This window comes from Methylocapsa acidiphila B2, assembly GCF_000427445.1.
In the GTDB taxonomy this organism is placed as follows: Bacteria; Pseudomonadota; Alphaproteobacteria; order Rhizobiales; family Beijerinckiaceae; genus Methylocapsa; species Methylocapsa acidiphila.
On sequence record NZ_KE386496.1, the window covers coordinates 1,987,753 to 2,010,018 of the forward strand.

The following is a 22,266-nucleotide window of genomic DNA, read 5'->3' on the forward strand; positions in this document are numbered from 1 at the left end:
TGAAGCGAAGAGCCTGTCGGCTTGGCCTTTACCTTTAAGGCCTCGCAGAGGAGGGCGCGTTCCTCCCCCTTGCCGGGGAAGGACGCCGTTTCGAGCGCCGCGCCTTCGCGCGGGTTTTCGCGCGCGTCCTCTTCCGGCGCATTCAGTTCAAGAGGACACGCGATGACGAAACGCGCGGAAGCAAAATATAAGATCGACCGCCGCATGGGCCAGAACATCTGGGGCCGCCCGAAGAGCCCGGTGAACCGGCGCGAATACGGCCCCGGCCAGCATGGCCAGCGCCGCAAGGGCAAGCCGACCGATTTCGGCACCCAGCTCAAGGCCAAGCAAAAGCTCAAGGGCTATTACGGCAACATTACCGAAAAGCAGTTCCGCAAATATTACGCCGAGGCGATCCGGCTGCGGGGCGACTCCAGCGCCAATCTGATCGGCCTTTTGGAGCGCCGGCTCGACGCCGTCGTCTATCGGGCGAAATTCGTCCCGACGGTTTTCGCCGCGCGCCAGTTCATCAGCCACGGCCATATCAAGGTCAACGGGCGCCGCGTCAATATCGCCTCCTATCAGGTGAAGGTCGGCGATGTGGTCGAGGTCAAGGAGGCCTCACGCCAGCTCATCCTCGTCCTCGAGGCGACGCAGCTCGCCGAGCGCGACGTGCCGGATTATTTCGAGGTCGACCACGCCAAGATGAACGCCAAGATGATCCGGGTTCCGCTTCCGACCGAGGTCCCCTACCCCGTGTTGATGGAGCCCAATCTGGTCATCGAGTTCTATTCGCGCTGAGCAGCGGCTTTTGAGGCATGTTCCATCGGAACATGCCTCCCTAATCACGCGCAAGCCCTATTGCGCCGCCTCGGCCTCGCCGGTCAGGGCGAGCCATTCTTCCTCCGCCGCGACCAGGGCTGTCTCCAGATCGCCCCGCTGGGCGGCGAGTTGCGCGGCCTTCGCAGCGTCCTTGGAAAAAACCGCGGGATCCGCCAGCGCCTTGTCGATGCGCGCGATCAGATCCTGGAACTTGCGCATTTTCTCCTCGATCGCCCAGATGCGCTTCTTCAGCGGCGCGGATTCCTTGCGGCCGAGAGAGGCCTCACGGCGCTCGGGAGACTGCCGCGCGTCGCCACGGTCCTTTTTCGCCGCCTTGCCCGCGCCGCCGCCGGCGCGATCGAGGACATATTTCTTGTAATCGTCCATGTCCCCGTCGAAGGCCTTGACCGTGCCAGCGTCGACGAGCCAAAGCCGGTCGGCGCAGGCGTCGAGAAGATGCCGATCATGCGAGACCAGGATGATTGCGCCCTCGTAGTCATTGATCGCCTCGATCAGGGCGGCGCGGCTGTCGATGTCGAGATGGTTCGTCGGCTCGTCGAGAATGAGCAAATGCGGGCCGTGGAACGTAGCGAGCCCCATGAGCAGGCGGGCTTTCTCGCCGCCGGATAATTGCGCGACCTTGGTGTCGGCCTTCACATTCGGAAAACCGAATTGGGCGCATTTGCCTCTGATCTTCGCCTCGGTCGCGTCGCGCATCAGCTCAGCGACGCATTGGAACGGCGTCGCCTTCTCATCGAGATCGTCGACCTGATGCTGAGCGAAAAAACCGACCTGCAGCTTGGATGAGCGGCGCACCGTTCCGCCGAACGCCTCAAGCCGTCCAGCGACGAGCTTGGCGAAGGTCGATTTGCCGTTGCCGTTCGAACCCAGAAGGCCGATGCGGTCGTCGTCGGAAATATTGAGCGAGAGCCGCTTCAACACGGGCTCGCCGCCATAGCCGACGCTGGCGTCCTCCATGGCGACGATCGGCGGGCTCAGCGGCTTCTCCGGCGATGGCAGATGGAACGGCAGGATATGGCCGTCGACGATAGCTGCGACCGGCTCCATCTTGGCGAGCATTTTCAGGCGCGACTGGGCCTGCGCCGCCTTGGTCGCCTTGGCGCGGAACCGATCGACGAAGGACTGGAGATGCTTGCGTTGATCGTCCTGCTTTTTCTTATGCTTGGCCAATATCGCCTGCTGCTCGCGCCGCTGCCGCTCGAAGCTCGAATAATTGCCGCGCCAAAGCGTGAGCTTCGCCTGGTCGAGATGCAGGATATGGTCAGCCACCGCGTCGAGCAGGTCGCGGTCATGGCTGATCACGAGGATGGTGGCGGGATAGCGCTGCAGATAATCGATAAGCCAGAGCGTCCCCTCGAGATCGAGATAATTGGTCGGCTCGTCGAGCAGGAGAAGATCAGGATTCGAGAATAGGACCGCGGCTAGGGCGACGCGCATGCGCCATCCGCCGGAAAATTCGCTGAGCGAGCGATTTTGCGCCGCTTCGTCGAAGCCGAGGCCCGACAGGATGCTGGCCGCGCGGGCCGGCGCCGAATGCGCGTCAATGTCGGCGAGACGCATGTGAATGTCGGCGATGCGGGCGGGGTCGCTCGCCGTCTCGGCTTCCTCCATCAGGCTCGCGCGCTCGAGATCGGCGGCGAGAACGAAATCGATAAGGGATCCGGGACCACCCGGCGCCTCCTGCTCGACCCGGCCGAGACGCATCTGGCGCGGATAGGAGATCGAGCCCGCCTCAGGCGCGAACTCGCCGGAGATCATACGGAACAGAGTCGATTTGCCTGCGCCATTGCGGCCGACAAAGCCGACCCGCGCATGGTCGGGAAGCGCCGCTGTCGCCTTGTCGAATAGAACGCGCGGTCCCAGCCGGAGCGTTATGTCGTTAATGTGCAGCATGCGGGCTTGTCGCTCGGCTCGCGCCGCATTGCAAGAGAAAGGAGCCGGGAGCCATCGCTGTTCCGGCAATGGGGTTTCGCCCTTGCAGCATGCGGCCGAAAAGCCAAAACGCGCAGTCCTGGCCCCTGGTCTCGCGCTGCGCTTGAGCGTCGTAGAGGAATGGCTTAAGCGCTTTTATGCGCGAAAAGGCGCTGTTCGCCCGGCGGCGTCGGCCGCGGCCGGTCCGAACTTTAGAAATGTGAATTTTCGCGAGAAATCTCGGCGAAGGCCGGCGTCCGGCAGACTGGGGCCTTGCCCCAAGGATCGGCAGCCGTTAGAATAATTCTAACCGATGCTTCAATTCCTACGAAAGAGAGCATCGGCGTCAGGCCAAATTACTGATTTTGAAGGGAGTGTGAATATGGCAGCGCTTGGTGGCAGCAAGACCGAAAATAATTTGAAGGACGCTTTCGCCGGCGAGTCGCAGGCGAACCGCCGCTATCTCTATTTCGCACAAAAGGCGGATGTCGAAGGCTACAATGACGTGGCCACCGTTTTCCGTTCGACGGCGGAAGGCGAGACGGGACACGCCCATGGCCATCTCGAATTCCTCGAGGCGGTCGGCGATCCGGCCACTGGCCTCCCCATCGGCGAAACCTCGAAGAACCTTGCGGCCGCCGTCGCCGGCGAGACGCATGAATATACCGACATGTATCCCGGTTTCGCCCGCACGGCGCGCGAAGAAGGCTTCGGCGAGATCGCCGATTGGTTCGAGACGCTCGCCAAGGCCGAGCGCTCGCATGCCGGCCGCTTCCAGAAGGCGCTCGACGAGCTGCCGAAGTAAGCCGACAGAGACGACATAAAGTCCGGCTCGCTCGCGAGCCGGACTAGCCCTCGCGCGGTCCCGCAGCGGGACGGCCGGCTGCGGCGAAGAGCCGCCAGGGCGTGTGAGACGCCAGAATCAGGCGCCAAAATCAGGCAGGCTGATCGAAATTTCGCTCCAAACGGATGCGAACCATCCGCTGGGCATCATCTATTGGCGAATTCTTAAAGAGGCGACATGAGCGAAGGCGGCCTGAAGGCTCCCACACGGCATCCCCTGGATTGGCAAAATCCCGATTTCTACGACGAGGCGAAACTCGACGCCGAGCTGCGGCGCGTGTTCGATATTTGTCACGGCTGTCGCCGTTGCTTCAATCTCTGTGATTCCTTCCCTCGCCTCTTCGATCTCGTCGACGCCTCGACGAACGGCGAACTCGATACGGTCGAGAGCAAGGATTTCAAGCCGGTCGTCGACGCCTGCACGCTCTGCGACATGTGCTATATGACGAAATGCCCCTATGTTCCGCCGCATGAATTCAACCTCGACTTTCCGCATTTGATGCTGCGCTATCGCGCTGTCGAGCTGAAGAAAGGAGAGGTGGAGCTGGCGGATCGGGAACTTGCGAAGACCGATCGCAACGGCAAGCTCGCCTCTTACATCGCGCCGCTCGCCAATTACGCGACCAATAGCGCGCATAAGACGGCGCGCGGCCTCCTCGAGAAATATGTCGGCCTCGACAAGGAGGCTCGGCTTCCGAAATATGTATCGAAGAGCTTCGTAGCGCGCGCCGAGGAGCGGCCGATCGAGGTCAATCGCGACGCTCCCGCCGCTGGCCGCAAGGCAGTGATCTATGCGACGTGCTTCGCCAATTTCAATGAACCGAACATCGGCTTGGCGGCCCGCGCGGTTCTCGCCAAAAACGGGGTCGAGACGGAAGTCCTGCATCCGCACTGCTGCGGCATGCCGCTCTTGGAGCAGGGCAATATCGCCGAGGTCGCGGAGAGCGCCAAGATCGTCGCCACGGAACTCCGTGCATGGATCAGGAAGGGTTATGACATCATCGCCCTGACGCCGTCCTGCGCCTTGATGCTTAAATTCGAATGGCCCTTGATTTTGCCTGACGACGCCAATGTCAAGCTTCTGGCCAAGGCGACCTATGACCTCAGCGAATATGTCGTGAGCATAGCTCGCAAGGAGGGCTTGGCGCCGGGTCTCGAGCCTGTCGCGACTGGCGGCGTCGCACTGCACATCTCTTGTCATTCGCGGGCTCAGAACATGGGCCAGAAAGCGCGCGAGCTCCTGAAGCTCATCCCCGAAACCGATCTTCAGGTCATCGAGCGCTGCTCCGGCCACGGCGGCGCCTGGGGCTATAAGACCGGGAATTTCGAAACCGCCCTCAAGGTCGGCGCGCCGGTCGCGCGGCAAGTGGCCGAAGGCGGCAAGGCGATCGTGACCTCGGAATGCCCGCTTGCCGGGCCGCATATCGCGCAAGGCGTGGACAGGTTAGCGGACGGCAAGGAAAAGCCCAAGCTGTACAGCCATCCCATTCAGCTTTTGGCTGAGGCCTATGGCCTCAGCGCTGGGCGCAGCGAGCCAAGCTGAGGATCTTCCTCCTTATGTTCTTCCCTTCGGCGGGCATTCGCGGCCTGCCGAAGGGACTCGTGGACGCGGCGTTCTAACATCGACATTGGAGCGGAGCATGGCGCAGAAACACAGCCTCACAACGGACGACATCATGCCGCTTGCGGAATATGGCGCGGTCCGCGCTGAGTTCCGTCGCAAGGTCTCCGCGCGTAAGCAAGACCGCCGCGTCGAGGTCGGGCCTTTTGTCACTTTCTATTTTGAAAATTACGACACAATGTGGATGCAGGTCCACGAGATGCTCTATATCGAGAAAGGCGGCCCGGAGCAGGCCGCAGATGAGATCGCCGCATATAATCCGCTCATCCCCAAAGGCCAAGAGCTCGTCGCCACGTTCATGATCGAGATCGACGATCCGGATCGCCGCAAGCGCGTTCTCGCCGGGCTCGGCGGCATCGAGGATAGCGCTTTTCTCTCGATCGGCGGGGAGCGCATCAAGGCGACAGCCGAACAGGATCAGGAGCGCACGCGCGAGGACGGCAAGGCCTCCTCCGTGCAATTCGTCCATTTCCCGTTCACGCCGACGCAGATCGCCGCCTTCAAGACGCCCGGCGCCGAGGCGACAATCGGCTTTTCCCATCCGGCTTATGGCCACATCGCGATCATTCCGGAAACCGTTCGGGCGGAACTCGCCAAGGACTTCGATTGATCCTGGCGATCCTGAAGCGCGCGCGGCCCGCCTCGAGCCCGCAAACGCCTTCCCCTCGCCGCCGCTTAGTCAACAATACTTAAGCTTAGCTTTATTTAGGCGCGCCGGCCTTTATGCGCGAATAGCTCAACGGATACAAAATCGTGATGCATATTTCGTGGAAATATGCTTTGCATATTTAGCTCAATTGGCCTGTTTAGCAATAACCAGCTCCTCGCCTGACAGGCTCGGGAGGCGGGCATGCTTGAGTATCTATCGGCGCTTCTGAGCTCGGACAATTTATCGCCGCACGGCATATGCTTATTGTGGCGTCCAGAACTGATCTGGACCCATGTGATCGCGGACGCCGTCATCGGCCTCGCCTATTACTCGATCCCGATCGTGCTGGCCTATGTAGCGTATAAGCGGCCGGACTTTGGCTTCGGCTGGCTGGTCTGGTGTTTCGTGGGCTTCATCCTCGCCTGCGGCACGACCCATTTCATGTCGATTTGGACGCTCTGGGTTCCAGATTACGGTCTCGAAGCGTTGGTCAAGGCCATTACCGCCATAGCCTCCGTCCTCACCGCGCTCCTGCTCTGGCCCCAACTGCCCCGCGTCGTGGAACTCGCCTCGCCCGAGCAGTTGCGCGCGGCCAACGAAGCCTTGGCGCTCCACGTAAAAGAACGCGACGCGGCCCTGGAGGCGCTCCGCAAGGAGGCCGAGGAGCGTCAATTAGCGCAAGACATGCTCAGGCAAGCGCAGAAAATGGAGGCCGTCGGCCAATTGACCGGCGGCGTGGCGCATGATTTCAATAATTTGCTGACGGCGGTCCTGGTGAGCTTGGATCGCGCCGCAAAGCAAAGCGAATCCGCCGATCCGAAACTCACGAAATCGCTTCAAACCGCGACCGTCGCCGCCGAGAAAGCAGCCGCCCTCACGAACCAAATGCTCGCCTTCGCCCGAAAACAGCCGCTCAAACCAATGAGCATCGGGGTCAACAGACTTGTGTCCGATCTCGGGCCATTGCTCGAGAACGCTCTCGGCAAGAAAGCGACGCTCGCGCTCGACCTCGACCCGAGGGTGGAAAATATCTGGATCGATCGCAATCAAATGGAGCAGGCGCTCCTCAATTTGGCCGTCAATGCGCGCGACGCGATGGTGGACCAAGGCGTGATGACCATCGCGACAAGGACGATCGAGATGCGCAGCAACGGGGACAAGCTTCCCGGGGTCGAAATCGAAGTCTCGGATACGGGCTGCGGCATGACCGAGGAGACCAAGGCCCGCGCCTTCGACCCATTCTATACGACCAAACCAGTCGGCAAAGGCTCCGGTCTCGGTCTCAGCCAAGTCTATGGTTTGGTCGAGCAATCCAATGGGACTATTCGCATTAGCAGCCAACTCGGAGTTGGGACCCACGTGTCCATTCAACTCCCTGCCGCGACGAAAGCTTGAGCATGGATAAAAAGCAGATTGCTTTGATCGTCGAAGACGAGCCCCTGGTGAAGGATTTGCTCGTTCTCGAGCTCGAAGACGCAGGTTTCGAGGTTATCTCGGCGGAAAATGGCGATGAAGCTTCATCTCTGCTTCAAAAGCTCCGGCGAATTGACCTTTTGCTCACGGATATAAGGATGCCTGGCCGAATCGATGGTTGGCTCCTGGCGGAAATGGCTCGGCGTCGGCACTCCAATCTGCCCGTGATCTACACGAGCGCATTTTCCCCTCAACGGGGGCTCGAGGTCGAAAGCAGCAGATTCCTTCCAAAGCCCTATCGCATCGCCGAAATATTTGCCGCGATCGAGGAGTTGCAATCGGGGCGCGCAAAGCTGTCCTCAGTCGCCGAAGAGCCGATTGCGTCGCGTGACGAGGTTTGGCCGCAGCAGAAAAAGCTCGATTCCGGCGACGACGATTTGCGGACTGAAAATGCGTCTTTGAAAGCACAATTGCACGAACTGAGTTGCGCCAATCGCGATCTCGTGGAAATTCTGAACGGCGCACAGATCGCGACGATCTTTCTGGACCGGAATTTGGCGATCAAGCGGTTTAGCCCGGCGGCCAATGAAATCTTTTGCTTGGTCGACAGCGACGTCGGCCGCCCGATTTCTCAGATTCGCCCGCGCCTTCGATTCGATTTGATCCATGAGGCCGCCGAGCGCGCCTTGCGCACGCATAGTTCCGTCGAGCATAAGGTGGAGAGCGGCGACGGCGCCAAACGCTATTTGATGCGAATACTGCCGCTCCACACGCGTGACGAGGCAGGCGACGGCGTCATTATAAGCTTCGTCGACCTGACCCAGCTCTTGTCCGCCGAGCGCGCAGTCCACCGCCAACTCGGCGAATTTCACAGCCGAATCGAAAGCCTGGAGCGCATCCTCGATCTCGCTCCGGTGGGAATTTTGATCGCCGGCGGAGATCCGGCTCAGCCGGTCCAGGCCAATCGCTACGCGATCCGGCTGCTCGGTGAAAGAGGCCGCCGGAAGGGGCCGCGCGCCGTGCCCGTTCCCTATCGGCTCTTTGATCACGAGCGCGAGCTCGCCTTCTGGGAGCAGCCGCTGCATCGAGCCGCACTGACCGGCCAAACGGTCACCGCCTTCAAGGGCCGTTTGATCCGCTGCGACGGCAGCTCGGCGGACGTGCTCATATCGGCCGCGCCGATCTTGGACGAAACAGGAGCCCCGCGCGGCGCTGTCGCGGCGATCGTCGATCTCTCGGAGCGAAAGAGCGCTCAGACATCCACGGATCTTCCTCAATCTTCCGAACAGACCAATGACTCGCTGGACCCGCGGACCGATTGACCCCCTCCGGCCGACAGAGTCGACAGACCTACTTTCAAAGCGAAAGCATGGACATGGTTGAGAAACAGGTTGTGCTTGTGGTCGAGGACGAACCCTTGGTGAAGGACTCGCTCGTCCTCGAACTCGAGGACGCAGGATTCGAAGTCGTCACCGCCGATAACGGAGACGAGGCTTCCTATATACTGCCGAAAATGCCGCGCATCGATCTTCTGCTGACCGACATCAGGATGCCGGGCCAAATCAATGGTTGGGTTCTCGCCGACATGGCAAGATGCCGGCGTCCGAACCTACCCGTCATCTATACGAGCGGATTTTCGCCCCAGCATGGCATGCAAGTCGAAGATAGCATTTTCCTCGCGAAGCCTTATCGCACGCATGAAATGCTGAAGGCGATCGAAACGCTGAAACGCCGCGACAGGAACGCCCGCCCGCCTGACGCTGGCGCATCGCCGCCAGGAGCGCCCGCTTGAAGCTTCAGCGGCGCGGCTTGCAAAGTCGGACCGGCCCACTATAAGCGGCGGTGAATTTCAGGCTCACCTTTGACGCAGGGACGCTCATGGCCATCGAACGCACTTTCTCGATCCTCAAGCCCGACGCGACGCGGCGCAATTTGACCGGAGCGATCAACGCGCTGATCGAAAAATCCGGTCTGCGCATCATTGCGCAAAGGCGGGTCCGGTTCACCCGCGAGCAGGCGGAAACGTTCTATGCCGTCCATAAGGCGCGCCCCTTTTTCGGCGAGCTCGTCGACACGATGATCTCCGGTCCGGTGGTCGTGCAGGTGCTCGAGGGCGAGGACGCCATCAAGAAATATCGCGACGTGCTCGGAGCGACCGATCCGGCCAAGGCTGAGCCCGGCACGATCCGCAAGGAATTCGCGGTCTCGCTCGGCGAGAATTCCGCGCATGGCTCCGACGCGCCCGAAACGGCAGCGATCGAGATCGCGCAATGGTTCTCCGGCAATGAGATCGTCGGCTAAAATCAGGCCCCCGATTTCACAATGACTTGCCCAGAGCGCGCGATAGCCGCAAACTCATAAGTCCGCAGAGGCCCCTCCGTGGCTTTGCGCGGGCGTTGAGGCTTTCGTGCGCAAGGGGCCGGAACATGCCGGCATTGATCGGACCAAGCAATGTTCGGGCGGCGATCATAGCCGCGGCGCTTTACGGCGTTTCCATGCCGGCCCATGGCGATATTCGCGACTGGCTGCAGCGCCATATCCCCTCCTACGGCGGCGGCAAGCCAGAGGCTTTCCGCAGCGCCCTGGCAGATCCGACCGCCAAACTCTTCGCCTTCTTCCAGCCTCTGGGGCTCTTGCCGGTTTTGGAGCCGGCGGGGAAAACGCCCGGCGATGTCTATCGATCGACGCTCGGAGGCTTCAAAACGCGGCAGCCGACCTGTTTTCCCAAATTGGCGGAGGTGCGAGGCAGCGCTAATCTGCCGAGCATGGCCGAAGCTGGCGAATCGGAGCTGAGCGCGAGCTTGAAAGCCGCCATCGCGGAAGTCAGCCTCGGCGAAGGCGGCGTGAAGCTGCGCTTCGAGCGCTCCGGAAGACTGAACTACGGCAACGTGTCCTTTCTCAGCACCGGCGAAGCGGAAGTCATCAAAAGCTTCGAGGCGACGAAGACAAAGCCGGAATGCGCGCCTTTGTCGCCGCTTCTCGACGGCAAGGCGAACTCTTCCGGCGCCGAGGGCCTCATTCTCGGGAATGTCTATTCGGCGACCATCGCCGCCGACTGGAAAATATCCGCGGACAATTCCGGACAGGTGAAGTTGAGCGCGGATGAGGTCGCTAAATTGATCAAGAAGGCGGCCGAACGCCTGTTCAATCGCAACATCCCGGTGAACATCGACATCGGCGCCGAGATCGGAGGCAGCCATGGCCTCGCTCGCGAGGTGTCGCTGGTCTCGTCGCAGCCTCTGCCTGTCGCCTACACGCCGCTGTTCATTTCGGTGCAGCACCTCGAGCAGATCTCCAGGAAGTCCGCCTCCATAGAAATTCTCGAAAATGTCTTCATCGCCGAGCGGCGCGCCAATCCTTCCATGACCAAGGGCGAGCTTCGCAGCGTGATGTCGAAGGAGGCCAATCTCAGCATTCCCTCGGTCGAATCGATCTCTCGGGCGATGCAAACCGGACCGTTCGCGCCTTTCGATCCCGAGAACCCGGAGCACGCGTCCTATATTGCGGCGATCGACACATTGTTGGCGCTGAGCCTCGAAGTTTCGGACAGCTGAGACCGCGCCATGAACGCCGCGTCGAAAATCCTTCGCCGAACCTCCACCTGCCCACATGATTGCCCGTCCGTCTGCGCCCTCGACGTCGAGCTTTTGGACGGACGAACGATCGGGCGGATTCATGGCGCCAAAGACCAGACCTACACGGCCGGCGTCGTCTGCGCCAAGGTCGCCCGCTACGCAGAGCGCATTCATCATCCCGACCGTCTACTTCATCCCTTGAAGCGGACCGGGCCGAAGGGCTCGCGCGCCTTCTCCCGCATCTCTTGGGACGAGGCGCTGGATCGGATCGCCGAAAACTTCCTTCGCGCCGAGCGCGCGTTCGGCGCCGAAAGCGTCTGGCCTTATTATTACGGCGGCACGATGGGCCGCGTGATGCGCGACGGGATCAAGCGCCTCACCCACGCCAAGCGCTATTCGCGCTTCTATGGCTCGATCTGCGTCAATATCGCCTGGTCCGGTTTTATCGCCGGGACCGGCCAGATGTCGGGGCCTGACCCGCGCGAGATGGCCAAGTCCGATTGCGTCGTGATCTGGGGCACCAACGCCGTCGCCACCCAGGTCAATGTGATGACCCATGCGGTTCGGGCGCGCAAGGAGCGCGGCGCGAAGATCGTCGTCATCGACATTTATCGCAACGCGACGATGGAGCAGGCCGATCTCGCGCTCTGCCTGAAGCCTGGGACCGACGGCGCGCTCGCCTGCGCCGTCATGCACGTCCTTTTCCGCGATGGGCTCGCCGACTGGGACTATCTCGAAAAATATACGGACGCCCCGCACGAGCTTCGCGCTCATCTCGCGACGCGGACGCCGCAATGGGCCGCGTCCATCACCGGCCTTGCGCCGCAAGAGATTGAAACCTTCGCCCACCTGGTCGGCCGGAGGAAGAAGACCTTCTTCCGGCTGGGCTATGGCTTCTCTCGTCAGCGCAACGGCGCCGTGAATATGCACGCGGCCTCCTGCATCCCCGCCGTGACCGGCGCATGGACGGAGGAAGGCGGCGGCGCCTTCCACAATAATGGCGCGATCTTCCATATGCGCCAGCGCCTGATCGAGGGGCTCGACGTCGCCGATCCGAGCATCCGCGCGCTCGACCAGTCGCGAACCGGCGCTATTCTCACCGGCGATCCGGACGCGCTTCAAGGCGGCGGACCGGTCAAGGCGATGCTGGTGCAAAACACCAATCCGATGTCGATCGCGCCGGACCAGACTAAGGTCCGGCAGGGATTTTCGCGCGACGACCTTTTCGTGGCCGTGCATGAGCAATTCATGACCGAGACGGCCGCCATGGCCGACATCGTGTTGCCGGCGACTATGTTTCTCGAACATGACGATTTTTACCTCGGCGGCGGCCATCAGCATATCAGCCTCGGCCCCAAGCTGATCGACCCGCCGGGCGAATGCCGTAACAATCATGACGTGATTTGCGCCCTGGCTCGGCGGCTCGGCGCCGAGCATCCTGGCTTTGCCATGAGCCCCCGTCAATTGATTGACGCGACCTTGCGCGAGTCGGGCTGGAGCGGCCTCGCGGAGCTCGAAGAAAAACGCTGGATCGACGTCCAGCCGGATTTCGCGACCGCCCATTTTCTCGAGGGCTTCGCCTGGCCCGACCGAAAATTCCGGTTCAAGCCGGATTGGGGAAACGTGCCTTTCGGCGACGGCCCTCCGCGCGGCCCTTGGCGCGACATGCCGGCCTTGCCCGACCATTGGAACGTCATCGAAACGACGAGCGAGACCCACCCCTATCGGCTCGCGACGAGCCCTGCCCGCAATTTCCTGAATTCGAGCTTCACGGAAACACGTTCCTCGAGCGCATTGGAGGGCGCGCCCCGCGTCAAAATCAATCCTCTCGACGCCAAGAGACTCTGCGTCGAGACCGGGGACAAAATCGTGATCGGCAATGCGCGAGGGCAAGTGCGCCTGACGGCCGTTGTGTTCGATGGCTTGCAGCCTGGCGTGATGATTTCGGAAGGAATCATGCCCAACGCGCTGTTCGAAGACGGCAAAGGCGTGAATACGCTGACAGGCGCCGACGAGGTCGCGCCTTACGGCGGGACCGCCTTTCACGACATCAGCGTTTGGGCGCGCAAGGCGACTGAACCACACGATGAAAAGAAGGACGGGCAGACGCAATTCGAGCGATTGGTTCGCGAAAACTCGTGAGCTTTTGCGCCTTGTCTCTGTCAGGCGCTGCAATCGGGAAAAAGGCGTGGGGCCGGTCAAAGTAGGCGACCGAGCCGATTGGGGCCCGGACGTCAATTGCCCGTTTCAACATTGAACCGTCGGATCAAACCATCCCTAATAGAGATCGTCGCCGGCTGATGAGGGCGCGGCCGCCACGACGAAGGCCAGAGCCCCGGCCGCCACGCAGGCCAACAGCGCCGCCAGCCATAGTCGCGACGATCTGATCGACTGGTCGTCGCCGGACCACCAATGTGGCTTACGCCCGGTGAACATCGCTTGCACCAATTTTTCCCGATGCAAAAGTTGATGCGCCGCGACCGCTAGGACATGGATCGCGATCGCCCCGGCGATCCAATAAAACAAGCGTCGATGAATGGAGGTCAGCGCCTCGCCGAGGTTCTTGCCAACAGCGCCATAGAACGGACCGGCGTTGAAAATATCGTCCGTTGCGAACAAGCCGGACGACGCTTGCGCCGCGAGACCGATCAACAGCGCGACGACCATCCAGGCGCCGAGAGGATTATGTCCCACGTAGTGCGGCCTAAGTCCGCGCAAGAGCGCAACAACATAGGACAGCGTCGGGATGGGGCCGCGTAGGAAGTTCATAAACAGAGCGTGACGCGTGCCGACAAATCCCCATGCGATGCGGAAGGCCACCAAAACGATGACGGCGTAGCCACACCAGAGATGATATTTGAAGTAGCTCACGCCCAGCTTATTGGTGACGAAGGCCCCGACAATAGCAGCGACCAGCGACCAATGAAAAACGCGGACAGGCAGGTCCCAAATCTTGCGATGCTCGACCGTCTGTTCCTGAGCCCGCGCAACTTCCTCAATCGTCGACATGAATTGGATCTCTTCAGCAACTATGCGAGTCGTCTTACCTCGGGTTTGAGTCTTGATAAGACGACTTGCCGAATACTCGAGCATCTATCGTAATCGGCCGGCAGCGAATGCCGGCAGCGACCGCAACCTTATTTGGCTTTGTAGTCGTCGTGGCAGCCCTTGCAGTCTTGGGCGACGGCCGTCGCCGCCGTTTTGAAAGCATCCGTCGGTCCAGCCTCCGCGCTGGCGACCTGCTGCAGAGAGGCAAGATGAGTCTGGAATTCCTTCACCTTCTTGTCGAAATCGGCGCGGTTGGTCCAAATATCGAGCTTTGCTTTGGTGTCGGGCTCACCGATATTGGAAATTTCCGGAAAGCTGTCGCCGATGAGATCGGCTAGGAATACGAGACGGGAAATGCTTTTCTGCACCGCCGCGGCGTCATAAGGAGCAGCGCCCTTCAACACATTGCCAATCAGCCTGAAATTATTCCCGATCAGCGTGAAGACTGCCTTGCGCGATTCGATCGCCTGACGCGCGGGCGACGGGCCGGAGCCGGCTGCCCCTGCCGGAGGCGTTTGCGATTGCGCGGACAATGCAAGCCCTGCGACGATCACGAAAACGCCAGCCACAAGGGAAATTTTGCGGCCCGTCGATGACGTTCTACTCATCTTCTAGATTCTCCTGATAATTTTCTTTTGAGGAGTCGCGCTGCGACGCGAAATCAAGGCAGTTTCGGAACAAGCTGTTCAACAATCCTGACGACGGCCGCATCTGGCGATCGAGAGCAGAAACAGCCTCGTGATGTCATCGCCAGATCGCATTGGGGATTCCTAGATGCAGGGCTCGCGGGCTTTTATGCGCGAACCGAGCGTTTTGAACTCATTGTCTATCGGACGACGGCCTGAGCCGAAGCCGCAGAGGACGCGGCGGAGGATTCGGACACCAGCGCGACTTTCGTGTAGCCGGCCGAATTGATCAGACCCATGACCTCGATAACCTTGCCGTAGGGTATAGTCTTGTCGCCGCGCACGTGTATGCGACGCTCCTTTCCATCGACATTCTCGCCAAGAACCATGATGAGCTCGTCGGACGCCACTTCGCGCTGGTCGACATAAAGCTTGCCCTCGGCGCTGATGCTCACCGCGATCGGCTGCTTCTGATCGACCAGGGGCTTGGCTTGCGCTTTCGGCAGATCGACCGGGACGCCCGCGGCCATCAAGGGCGCAGCGACCATGAATACGATGAGGAGCACCAGCATCACGTCGACGAGCGGGGTAACGTTCATGTCGCTCATCGGCGGCGCGTCAAAGTCTCCGTCGTGTTTACGCAGCGCGAAGGCCATTGCGATCTCCTTTCTTTGAAAGCTGACGGGACAACTCGATTTCGAACACGCCGATAAAAGCGTTGAGACGCTTGCCATAGCGCCCGATGTCGGAGCCAATTCGATTGTAGAAGACGACCGCCGGGATCGCCGCCACGAGGCCGAGCGCGGTCGCGAACAAGGCTTCCGCGATGCCCGGAGCGACGACCGCGAGGCTCGTGTTATTGGCGGCGGCTATGCCTTGGAAAGAGGTCATAATACCCCACACGGTGCCAAACAACCCGACAAATGGCGCCACGGCTCCGATGGTCGCCAGGCCCGGCAAATTGCTTTGCAAATGCTCGAGAGCGTCGGCGCTGGCCAATTGACCGACGCGATGGACGCGCTCCTGAAGGCCGTCGCGTTGCGAATCGGAAAGCACGAGATCGGCGGACCGGTTGTGCTCCTCGACCATCGCCTTGTAGACTGTGACGAATGGATCCGTCGACGATGCGTTCGCGAAGCTTTCCGCGACCGTCGCGACAGGCAAGCCGGCCTGGATGCTTGTGACCAGCTTTGCCGCCCTTCTCTGAAGGAAGTGCAACCGCAGCAGCTTGTCGAAAATGATCGCCCATCCCCATGCCGAGGCGAGGATCAACACGATCATCACCGCTTTCACGACCGTGTCGGCTTGCAGAAACAGGTCTATTGGTGAGAGCCCGTGGCTTGCCGCCGCCACGGGGGCGTCTAGGGAATCCGCCATCTCGATATACTCCTCGGATCTGTGGGATTTGTTGCAGGGTGGTCAGTTCGGCTCACCGGAAGACGATGGCGCCCGACAGCGACGCGGGGCGCGTCATTCCGGTCGCCGGAAATGGAGCCGCGCGCGCCAGCGCCTGGGTCGCCGCGGCGTCGAACGCCGCATTGCCCGACGGCGAGATGCTTTGCGAGACCACAGCGCCCGAGGGAGAAATCACGATGCGATAGCCAACACGGCCCGATTCATGGCGAGCGAGCGCGGCGCGCGGCACGACGCTGGCCGCCGCATGCGCGATCCGCGCGTGGACCTGGTTGGCGTAGCCGGATGCGATCGCATTCGGAGGAACATTGGTTGGACCTGTGCGAGCCGGCGCCGCCGCTTGCGGCGCGTGGCGCGGTTGCTCGGCCGGCGCCTTGCGCTCAACCACTTTCGGCTTCGGCTTGGGTTTGGGAACCGGCTTTGGCTCGACCGGCGCGACTGCCGGCTCCTCCGCCACGGGCGGCGGCGGTTCGTCCACAGTTTCGGGAGGAACCTCTTCGGCGATCGGCGGAGGCGGCTCTTCGACCGGCGCGGGCAGTTCTTCCGGCGCGACGGGCGGCAACATCACCAGCTCCAAAGCATCCTCCTGCACGGGCGGCGTAGGACGCGCCGTGTAGGTGATCGCAGCAACAAGTGCGAGCGCATAGAGGATGAGGGCCGCGCTTTGCGCGGGATAGGAGGGTTTGGCGCGTTGCAACGCCAAAAGCGATTGCGCGCCGTCCGGCGACCCAGGGGAGGGAAAATCATAAGGGTCGAGGTCGAAATTGGTCTTGGCAAGGGCAGTATTCATTTCGGCGTCTCGTGGTCGGGCGTCGCCATCGGGATTTTGTTCATTAAGTCTATAAATATACCAGTTTAATGGTCAAGGGCTTTTTTGTGCGCTCGCGAAAAGCCGGTGGGCGAGGAGCGACGCAGGATCATGGGCGCGTCGGGATTTAGGACCAGACTTCGAGCGTCGATGCGAGCCGGGCAAAATTGCGAAAGAGATGAACTTGGACTATGAAATCAGCCGGAAGCGGGCGTTTTCGCCGCGTAATGCTTTAATGCGCCTGGCGGGCGCGACTGCCGAGGCCGCTTGGGGCTGCATGCTTTCGAATAAGGGAAAATACGGCCTCAAGGCGATGATGCATCTGGCGAAGTTCGAAGGCCCCTGCCTCGCCGCCGAAATCGCCGCGCAAAATCAAATCCCGCGGAAATTTCTCGACGCGATCTTGCTCGAGTTGCGCAACGCCGGCCTTTTAACCAGCAAAAAAGGCAAAGGAGGCGGCTATCATCTCGCGCGCCCCGCCGATCGAATCACCGCTGGCCAGATCATTCGGATTCTTGACGGTTCGCTTGCTCCGATCGCCTGCGCCAGCCGCACGGCCTATCGCAAATGCGCGGATTGCCCTGATGAAGACGCCTGCGCCATACGCGACCTCATGCTGGACGTCCGCGACGCCATGGCGCTCATTCTCGACCGCACGACCATCGCCGCGCTGAGCACGCGCGGAAGCCGCGAGGAATTGGAGCTCCGGTAGCGCGGAAAGCGATCGCTCGCCTTGATCGCTTCGATTCAAGCTAAATCCAATGAGGCGCTGGCGGCGGTCGCGCAGGTCTCGACCGTCGACCGCTCACCGCCCGCTGCAGGCGAAGATTAGGTTGCGTAACGCGCTTGACGCCAGGTCGGCTTAGTCCATAAATTAATTATTTCTATGGACTAAATAAAATCGCATGCCTGCTCCTATCCCCAAAGAATCGACCGGCTTCGACACATTGTCTCGATCCGCTGCTCCGGCGACCGGATTTGACGCGCACATCGGACGGCGCCTTCACGCGCTGATTTTGCGCGAAGGAGGATCGATCGAGAAATTGGCGCGCGTCTCCGGGCTTGGCAAGAAATTGCTCGATGCGATCGTCCGGAGCGAAGTTGCTCCGACACTCGATGTTTTGTGGCGAATCGCCAATGCCCTGGGGGTCCCTTTCGGCAGCCTTGCTGCGCATGTCCCGCAGCGCGGCCTTTTTGTTTTACGAAACGCAGGAAAAAAGACGATCGCCTCACCGGATGGCGGACTCACCGCCCGCCCTCTTTTTTCTCATGACCGCCGGCGCCGGGCCGAGTTTTACGAATTGACCCTCGCTCCCGGCCGCGCGGCCCATTCAGAGGCTCATGCGCCTGGAACGCACGAAAACCTGATCGTCGCGCACGGACGCATCGAGATCCACGCCGGCCGGGAGCCGCCGCAGCGCCTGGATGAAGGCGACGCTATCGGCTTCGACGGCGACGTTCCACATAGCTATCGAAACCTGGGTGCGTCCGAGGCCTTGATTTACCTCGTCATGACTTACTTCGACCCAGCAGAACTCTAAGCCGCCGAAACCCGTGGACACGGGCGAAAAGTCATTGCGGCCCTCAGTCGTATCCGCGCCGCGGCGGAGCCTTCACGACGCCCCTCCTTCATCGACTGGCCGCGCCCGACATCGAAACCGTCTCTGGCGATGCCGTTCGCCGCGCCAATTCGGCCAAGCAGCCAATCTCGCGATGGCCTATCGCACATGCGTCCGAAGCGCCCGCGTACCTCTCCGCGCGGCGAGCCGATCACAGTCCGACTGCTGCCGCCAAAACGCTCTCGTTCGGCGCCGCGCTCTGAGAGCCGCGCAACAGCGGGCCAAGGCAAGCGCAACGGCGGACAGCGCAATCATGCGCAAGCGAAACCACCCCCACGGACCTCCGCCCGTTCCAACCGTGACATATTTACAACTAATGCCGCCGATCGCACGGACCGCCGCGCCACTCCATTGACACTCCCGATCATTTTACTCAACAATACATCACAATAGTTTTTCTATCGAGTTAATACAACAAGGTCGAACCAAGCCGAGGCGCCGCGTGAACCGACCATGTCAGAAGAACGGACCCGCCAAATGAACCTGATGAACTCAAGCTCCCTTGCATGCCTCGTCGGCCTGCCGATCTGCCTTAGTCTCTCAGCGCCGACAACAGTCTTCGCGCAAGACGCCGCTCCCTCGAGCGTGGAAGGCCACGTCGAGGATGTCGTCGTGACCGCGCCCCCGGCGGACACCGTAGAGGCAATCTCCCAAGCTCAGGCGACGAAGTATCAGGAAACGCCGCAAGCCTCTACGGTGATCACCAAGTCTCAACTCGAGGCGTTGCAAATCACCAACCTCCTGCAAGCGCAAAAGCTCGAGCCCAGTCTGCAGATCAGATATTCCAACGTCCGCAATTTAAGCATCAACATTCGCGGCTTCGGCGCGGCGACGTCCAATGCCACGGACGGCATTTTCGGCGGCGTCCCCGTCTACATCGACGGCGTCTACCAACCTCGGCCCGGACAAGCCATATTCGACATTCCTGATCTTCAAGGAATCGAAGTGCTGAAAGGACCTCAGGGAACCTCTGGCGGGCAGGACAGCACCGGCGGCGTCGTCAACATCACGACCGCCTTGCCGAGCTTCACGGCCCAGGAAACCGCCGAGGCTTCCTACGGCAATTACAATTACGTCCAGATCAAAGGCACGGCGACCGGCGCAATTGCGGACACCGACTGGGCCGCCTTCCGACTCTCGGTCTTCGGGACCGATCGAAACGGCTATATCGACAATGTCAACGGCGGACAAAAATATAACGACTGGCACGACAAGGGGGCACGAGGACAGATCCTTATCCAACCCAATAACGATCTCTCAATCCGGCTGGTCTTCGACTATTCGCATATCAATCAGGCATGCTGCTTGAATCTCTACAATGGCGCGGTAACGAATTACGCGAACGGAGCCGCCGTCTCGAATAACTTCTTTACCCGCATCGCGCGGCTAAATTACCAACCGCTTTCCGCCAATGCGCTTGGCAACTATCAAACTGACGTCAACGGATATACGTCAACGGCTCAAGAAACCGAAGGCGCCGCCGCAATCATAAATTATAACATCAACGGCTATACGATAAGCAATGTCCTGTCATATCGCGGCTGGGACTTTCACCCAAACAACAGAACCGACGGCACCATCGAACCTCAAATCATCACAAATACCAACGGCCATGTGACGGAGAGATCGGTCCAGGAAGAGCTCAAAATTTCCACTCCAAAGGGCCAGCCGGTCGAGGCGACCGGCGGTGTCTTCTATCTCTATGAAGCGCTTTACGATTGGGGCCTGACCACTTATGGCAGCGCGGCCGGCGCCTATTACGCCAGCCCTACCCTATGGGCTACGAACCCCGCCTTAGCCAACGCGACCTATAACTACTTAGGTCGTCAGTCCTATGATAATCCGAAGACGAATGAAATAGCGCCCTATATTCAGGATGTATGGCACGCGGCGCCCAATTTCGACGTCACGACCGGCCTGCGCTATTCCTACTATGACAAAACGATGATCTTCCGTCAGTACCAATTTGCCGCCGAGGATCTCTCATCCTTCACACCGGCTCAGCAGGCCCAGGCGATCGCCCTACGAAACGCCTTTATTGGCAAGAACGGCCAATATACGGCCGACACGCACCAAGGCATATTCTCCGCCTTGGCCTCCGCGTCCTACAAGTTCACGCCCGACGCGATGGGCTATGTCACCTGGGCTCGCGGCGGGCGCGGCGGCGGGCCGAACGCTGTGGCGAACCTGCCGACCGGAGCGCCGACGACCGTTAAACCGGAAACGGTAAACAGCTACGAGGTCGGCCTCAAGAGCGCGTTCTTCGATCAGCGGCTCTTGGTCAATATGGCCGCCTTCGTGATGTATAACCAGAACTACATCACAAACGAAACGAGCAATGTCGGCTCCACGCCGATCACCTACCTCGGCAACGCCAAGGAAGCGGTCTCGCGCGGCGTGGAGCTCGATATCCGGGGAAGACCCATCGATGATATCACCACCTATGCCTCATTCACATATAACGACACATACTTCAGATCGTTCAAGAATTCTGCTTGTCCATACGAGCTAAGCTATATGACCACGCCATGCGATCTAACCGGCAAGCCGCTGTCGAACACGCCGAAATTCGCTATGGCGACAGGCTTTGAATATAGCCACAAGCTCGACGTTTTAGAATCGATCACGCCAAAGCCTCTGGTAGGCTATTTCGGCGCCGACTTCACCTACCAGACCGGAACCTATTCAAACTCCGACGATTCGATCTACAGCTATATTCCCGCATACGGCCTGCTCAATTTGCATGCGGGCGTCCGATTCGAGGACGCGAGTTGGGATCTCTCCGCCTGGGCTCATAATGCCTTAAATAACCACTACTTCATCAACCTGTCCGCAGCCACAAGCATTGGCGCCGGCGTGATCGGCGGCAATGTCAGCGACCCGCTCATGGTCGGCGTCACTCTTAAAGCGAAGCTCTGACCGTCCAACTTGAAAAGCCGCAGGAGAATATCACGATGTTTGCACGAGTGCTCTTAAGCACCACAGCCATTTTGGCTTTGGTCAACGCGTCCAATGCCGCCGACCTGCCCGTCGCCGCGCCGCCTCCGGCCGCTCCCGCCTTCACCTGGGCCGGCGTCTATGTCGGCGGCCAGATTGGCTATGCTTGGGCCCAAGATAACAGCGCCTTCTCAAATTGGTATGCGCAGGGAACCGGATTTGGCCCGACCGCCTTCGGCGACGCAACGACTACGCCGGAAGGCGCTATCGGCGGCGCCCATATCGGCAATAACTGGCAAATCAACCAATGGGTTTTAGGCCTTGAAGGAGAAGTCGACGGCACGAATCTCAAAAAGTCGACGCAACCGGTCTATTTTGTTCAGGCCACCACCTCCGCGCCGATTCAAGGCGCTATCCTCGGCCGCGTCGGCTACGCCATCGATCGCACCTTGATCTATGCAACTGGCGGCGGCGCCTTTTCCTGGCTCAAAAATAAATACGTCTTATATGGGTCTGAGGGAGACTTCGGCACAACTCTGACGGGGTGGACCGCAGGCGGCGGCATCGAATATGCCGTCAATGACAATTGGTCGGTGCGCGCGGAATACCGCTATACAAAGTTCGGCTACCTGTCCGACGGACCGATCGTCTATCCCGGCGCCTATCAATCCCACCATTGGACAGAAAACCAGGTCAAGATCGGCTTTAGCTACAAATTCTCGCCAAAGCCTGCGCCTGGGGTCGTCGCGAAATATTGAAAGCTGCCGGCTTCTTGCTCCGCAAGCAGGTTCCCCCCGAGCATATTCCGATCACAGCGAACTAATCTGACGCCTCGGATCATGTTCGAACTTTCTTGAAAACGCCAAATTTACTTTGCCGACCGAACGGGGTCCATTCGGTCGGCGAACCGGCCTGATCCCTATCGACCCTACGAGATCATTCGATCGATTGGACTTGGACAATGACTTAATCGTAAAATGT

The 22,266-nt window shown here is 60.3% G+C and carries 20 protein-coding genes; 14 read left to right on the forward strand and 6 right to left on the reverse strand.

Annotation, left to right across the window (positions count from 1 at the left end; all coding sequences use genetic code 11):
* Window positions 1–162: 162 nt before the first annotated feature.
* Complete coding sequence (gene rpsD, locus METAC_RS0111655) at window positions 163–780, forward strand: 30S ribosomal protein S4 (protein ID WP_026607170.1); 618 nt, start codon at window positions 163–165, stop codon at window positions 778–780.
* Between the two features lie 57 nt (window positions 781–837).
* Here the strand turns inward: rpsD and METAC_RS0111660 are convergent, their stop codons facing one another.
* Entirely contained in the window at window positions 838–2,715 is a 1,878-nt protein-coding gene (locus METAC_RS0111660; RefSeq protein WP_026607171.1) for an ABC-F family ATP-binding cassette domain-containing protein, read from the reverse strand.
* 400 nt (window positions 2,716–3,115) lie between these two features.
* Between METAC_RS0111660 and METAC_RS0111665 the strand changes: the two genes are divergently transcribed.
* The 9 genes from METAC_RS0111665 to METAC_RS23350 all read left to right on the forward strand — a co-directional run bounded on the left by METAC_RS0111665 (window position 3,116) and on the right by METAC_RS23350 (window position 12,976).
* On the forward strand, window positions 3,116–3,538 hold the full coding sequence (locus METAC_RS0111665; protein WP_026607172.1) for a rubrerythrin family protein: 423 nt from the start codon (window positions 3,116–3,118) through the stop codon (window positions 3,536–3,538).
* A gap of 216 nt (window positions 3,539–3,754) precedes the next feature.
* Window positions 3,755–5,119, forward strand: a complete 1,365-nt coding sequence (locus METAC_RS0111670; RefSeq protein WP_026607173.1) for a heterodisulfide reductase-related iron-sulfur binding cluster — start codon at window positions 3,755–3,757, stop codon at window positions 5,117–5,119.
* A gap of 97 nt (window positions 5,120–5,216) precedes the next feature.
* A complete protein-coding gene (locus METAC_RS0111675; protein WP_026607174.1) occupies window positions 5,217–5,807 on the forward strand; it encodes a DUF3501 family protein in 591 nt (196 codons plus the stop codon).
* Window positions 5,808–6,047: 240 nt separating this feature from the next.
* Window positions 6,048–7,241, forward strand: coding sequence for a sensor histidine kinase (locus tag METAC_RS23340; RefSeq protein WP_084143599.1), 1,194 nt, complete (start codon window positions 6,048–6,050; stop codon window positions 7,239–7,241).
* Between the two features lie 2 nt (window positions 7,242–7,243).
* The gene (locus METAC_RS0111685; protein WP_026607175.1) at window positions 7,244–8,581 is read left to right on the forward strand and encodes a PAS domain-containing protein; all 1,338 of its coding nucleotides are present in this window, start codon (window positions 7,244–7,246) and stop codon (window positions 8,579–8,581) included.
* Window positions 8,582–8,634: 53 nt separating this feature from the next.
* Window positions 8,635–9,051, forward strand: coding sequence for a response regulator (locus METAC_RS23345; RefSeq protein WP_198017207.1), 417 nt, complete (start codon window positions 8,635–8,637; stop codon window positions 9,049–9,051).
* Window positions 9,052–9,137: 86 nt separating this feature from the next.
* A complete protein-coding gene (gene ndk, locus METAC_RS0111695) occupies window positions 9,138–9,560 on the forward strand; it encodes a nucleoside-diphosphate kinase (RefSeq protein WP_026607176.1) in 423 nt (140 codons plus the stop codon).
* Between the two features lie 125 nt (window positions 9,561–9,685).
* Window positions 9,686–10,813, forward strand: a complete 1,128-nt coding sequence (locus METAC_RS0111700) for a hypothetical protein (protein WP_026607177.1) — start codon at window positions 9,686–9,688, stop codon at window positions 10,811–10,813.
* A gap of 9 nt (window positions 10,814–10,822) precedes the next feature.
* Window positions 10,823–12,976 (forward strand): molybdopterin-dependent oxidoreductase, encoded by a 2,154-nt coding sequence (locus tag METAC_RS23350; protein WP_051335536.1) that lies wholly within the window; start codon window positions 10,823–10,825, stop codon window positions 12,974–12,976.
* Window positions 12,977–13,111: 135 nt separating this feature from the next.
* Here METAC_RS23350 and METAC_RS0111710 read toward each other — a convergent pair whose 3' ends face one another.
* The 5 genes from METAC_RS0111710 to METAC_RS0111730 form a co-directional block, all read right to left on the reverse strand.
* A complete protein-coding gene (locus tag METAC_RS0111710; RefSeq protein ID WP_026607178.1) occupies window positions 13,112–13,843 on the reverse strand; it encodes a cytochrome b/b6 domain-containing protein in 732 nt (243 codons plus the stop codon).
* Window positions 13,844–13,971: 128 nt separating this feature from the next.
* On the reverse strand, window positions 13,972–14,490 hold the full coding sequence (locus METAC_RS0111715; protein WP_026607179.1) for a c-type cytochrome: 519 nt from the start codon (window positions 14,488–14,490) through the stop codon (window positions 13,972–13,974).
* Between the two features lie 218 nt (window positions 14,491–14,708).
* Window positions 14,709–15,164 carry a protein TolR gene (gene tolR / locus METAC_RS0111720; protein WP_026607180.1) on the reverse strand — a complete coding sequence of 152 codons (456 nt, stop codon included), beginning with the start codon at window positions 15,162–15,164 and terminating at the stop codon, window positions 14,709–14,711.
* Complete coding sequence (locus METAC_RS0111725; protein ID WP_026607181.1) at window positions 15,145–15,885, reverse strand: MotA/TolQ/ExbB proton channel family protein; 741 nt, start codon at window positions 15,883–15,885, stop codon at window positions 15,145–15,147. The genes tolR and METAC_RS0111725 overlap by 20 nt, the downstream gene beginning before the upstream one ends.
* A gap of 52 nt (window positions 15,886–15,937) precedes the next feature.
* The gene (locus METAC_RS0111730) at window positions 15,938–16,711 is read right to left on the reverse strand and encodes a TonB family protein (RefSeq protein ID WP_026607182.1); all 774 of its coding nucleotides are present in this window, start codon (window positions 16,709–16,711) and stop codon (window positions 15,938–15,940) included.
* Between the two features lie 295 nt (window positions 16,712–17,006).
* On the opposite strand from METAC_RS0111730, the gene METAC_RS0111740 reads away from it, so the two are divergent.
* From METAC_RS0111740 to METAC_RS0111760, 4 genes are all read left to right on the forward strand, one after another.
* On the forward strand, window positions 17,007–17,441 hold the full coding sequence (locus METAC_RS0111740; protein ID WP_026607183.1) for an RrF2 family transcriptional regulator: 435 nt from the start codon (window positions 17,007–17,009) through the stop codon (window positions 17,439–17,441).
* A 304-nt stretch (window positions 17,442–17,745) separates the two neighbouring features.
* Window positions 17,746–18,270: a cupin domain-containing protein gene (locus tag METAC_RS0111750; protein WP_280643031.1), complete on the forward strand. Its 525-nt coding sequence runs from the start codon at window positions 17,746–17,748 to the stop codon at window positions 18,268–18,270.
* A 555-nt stretch (window positions 18,271–18,825) separates the two neighbouring features.
* A complete protein-coding gene (locus tag METAC_RS0111755; protein ID WP_245257471.1) occupies window positions 18,826–21,267 on the forward strand; it encodes a TonB-dependent receptor in 2,442 nt (813 codons plus the stop codon).
* A gap of 35 nt (window positions 21,268–21,302) precedes the next feature.
* Window positions 21,303–22,043 carry an outer membrane protein gene (locus tag METAC_RS0111760; protein ID WP_026607186.1) on the forward strand — a complete coding sequence of 247 codons (741 nt, stop codon included), beginning with the start codon at window positions 21,303–21,305 and terminating at the stop codon, window positions 22,041–22,043.
* Window positions 22,044–22,266: the final 223 nt, after the last annotated feature.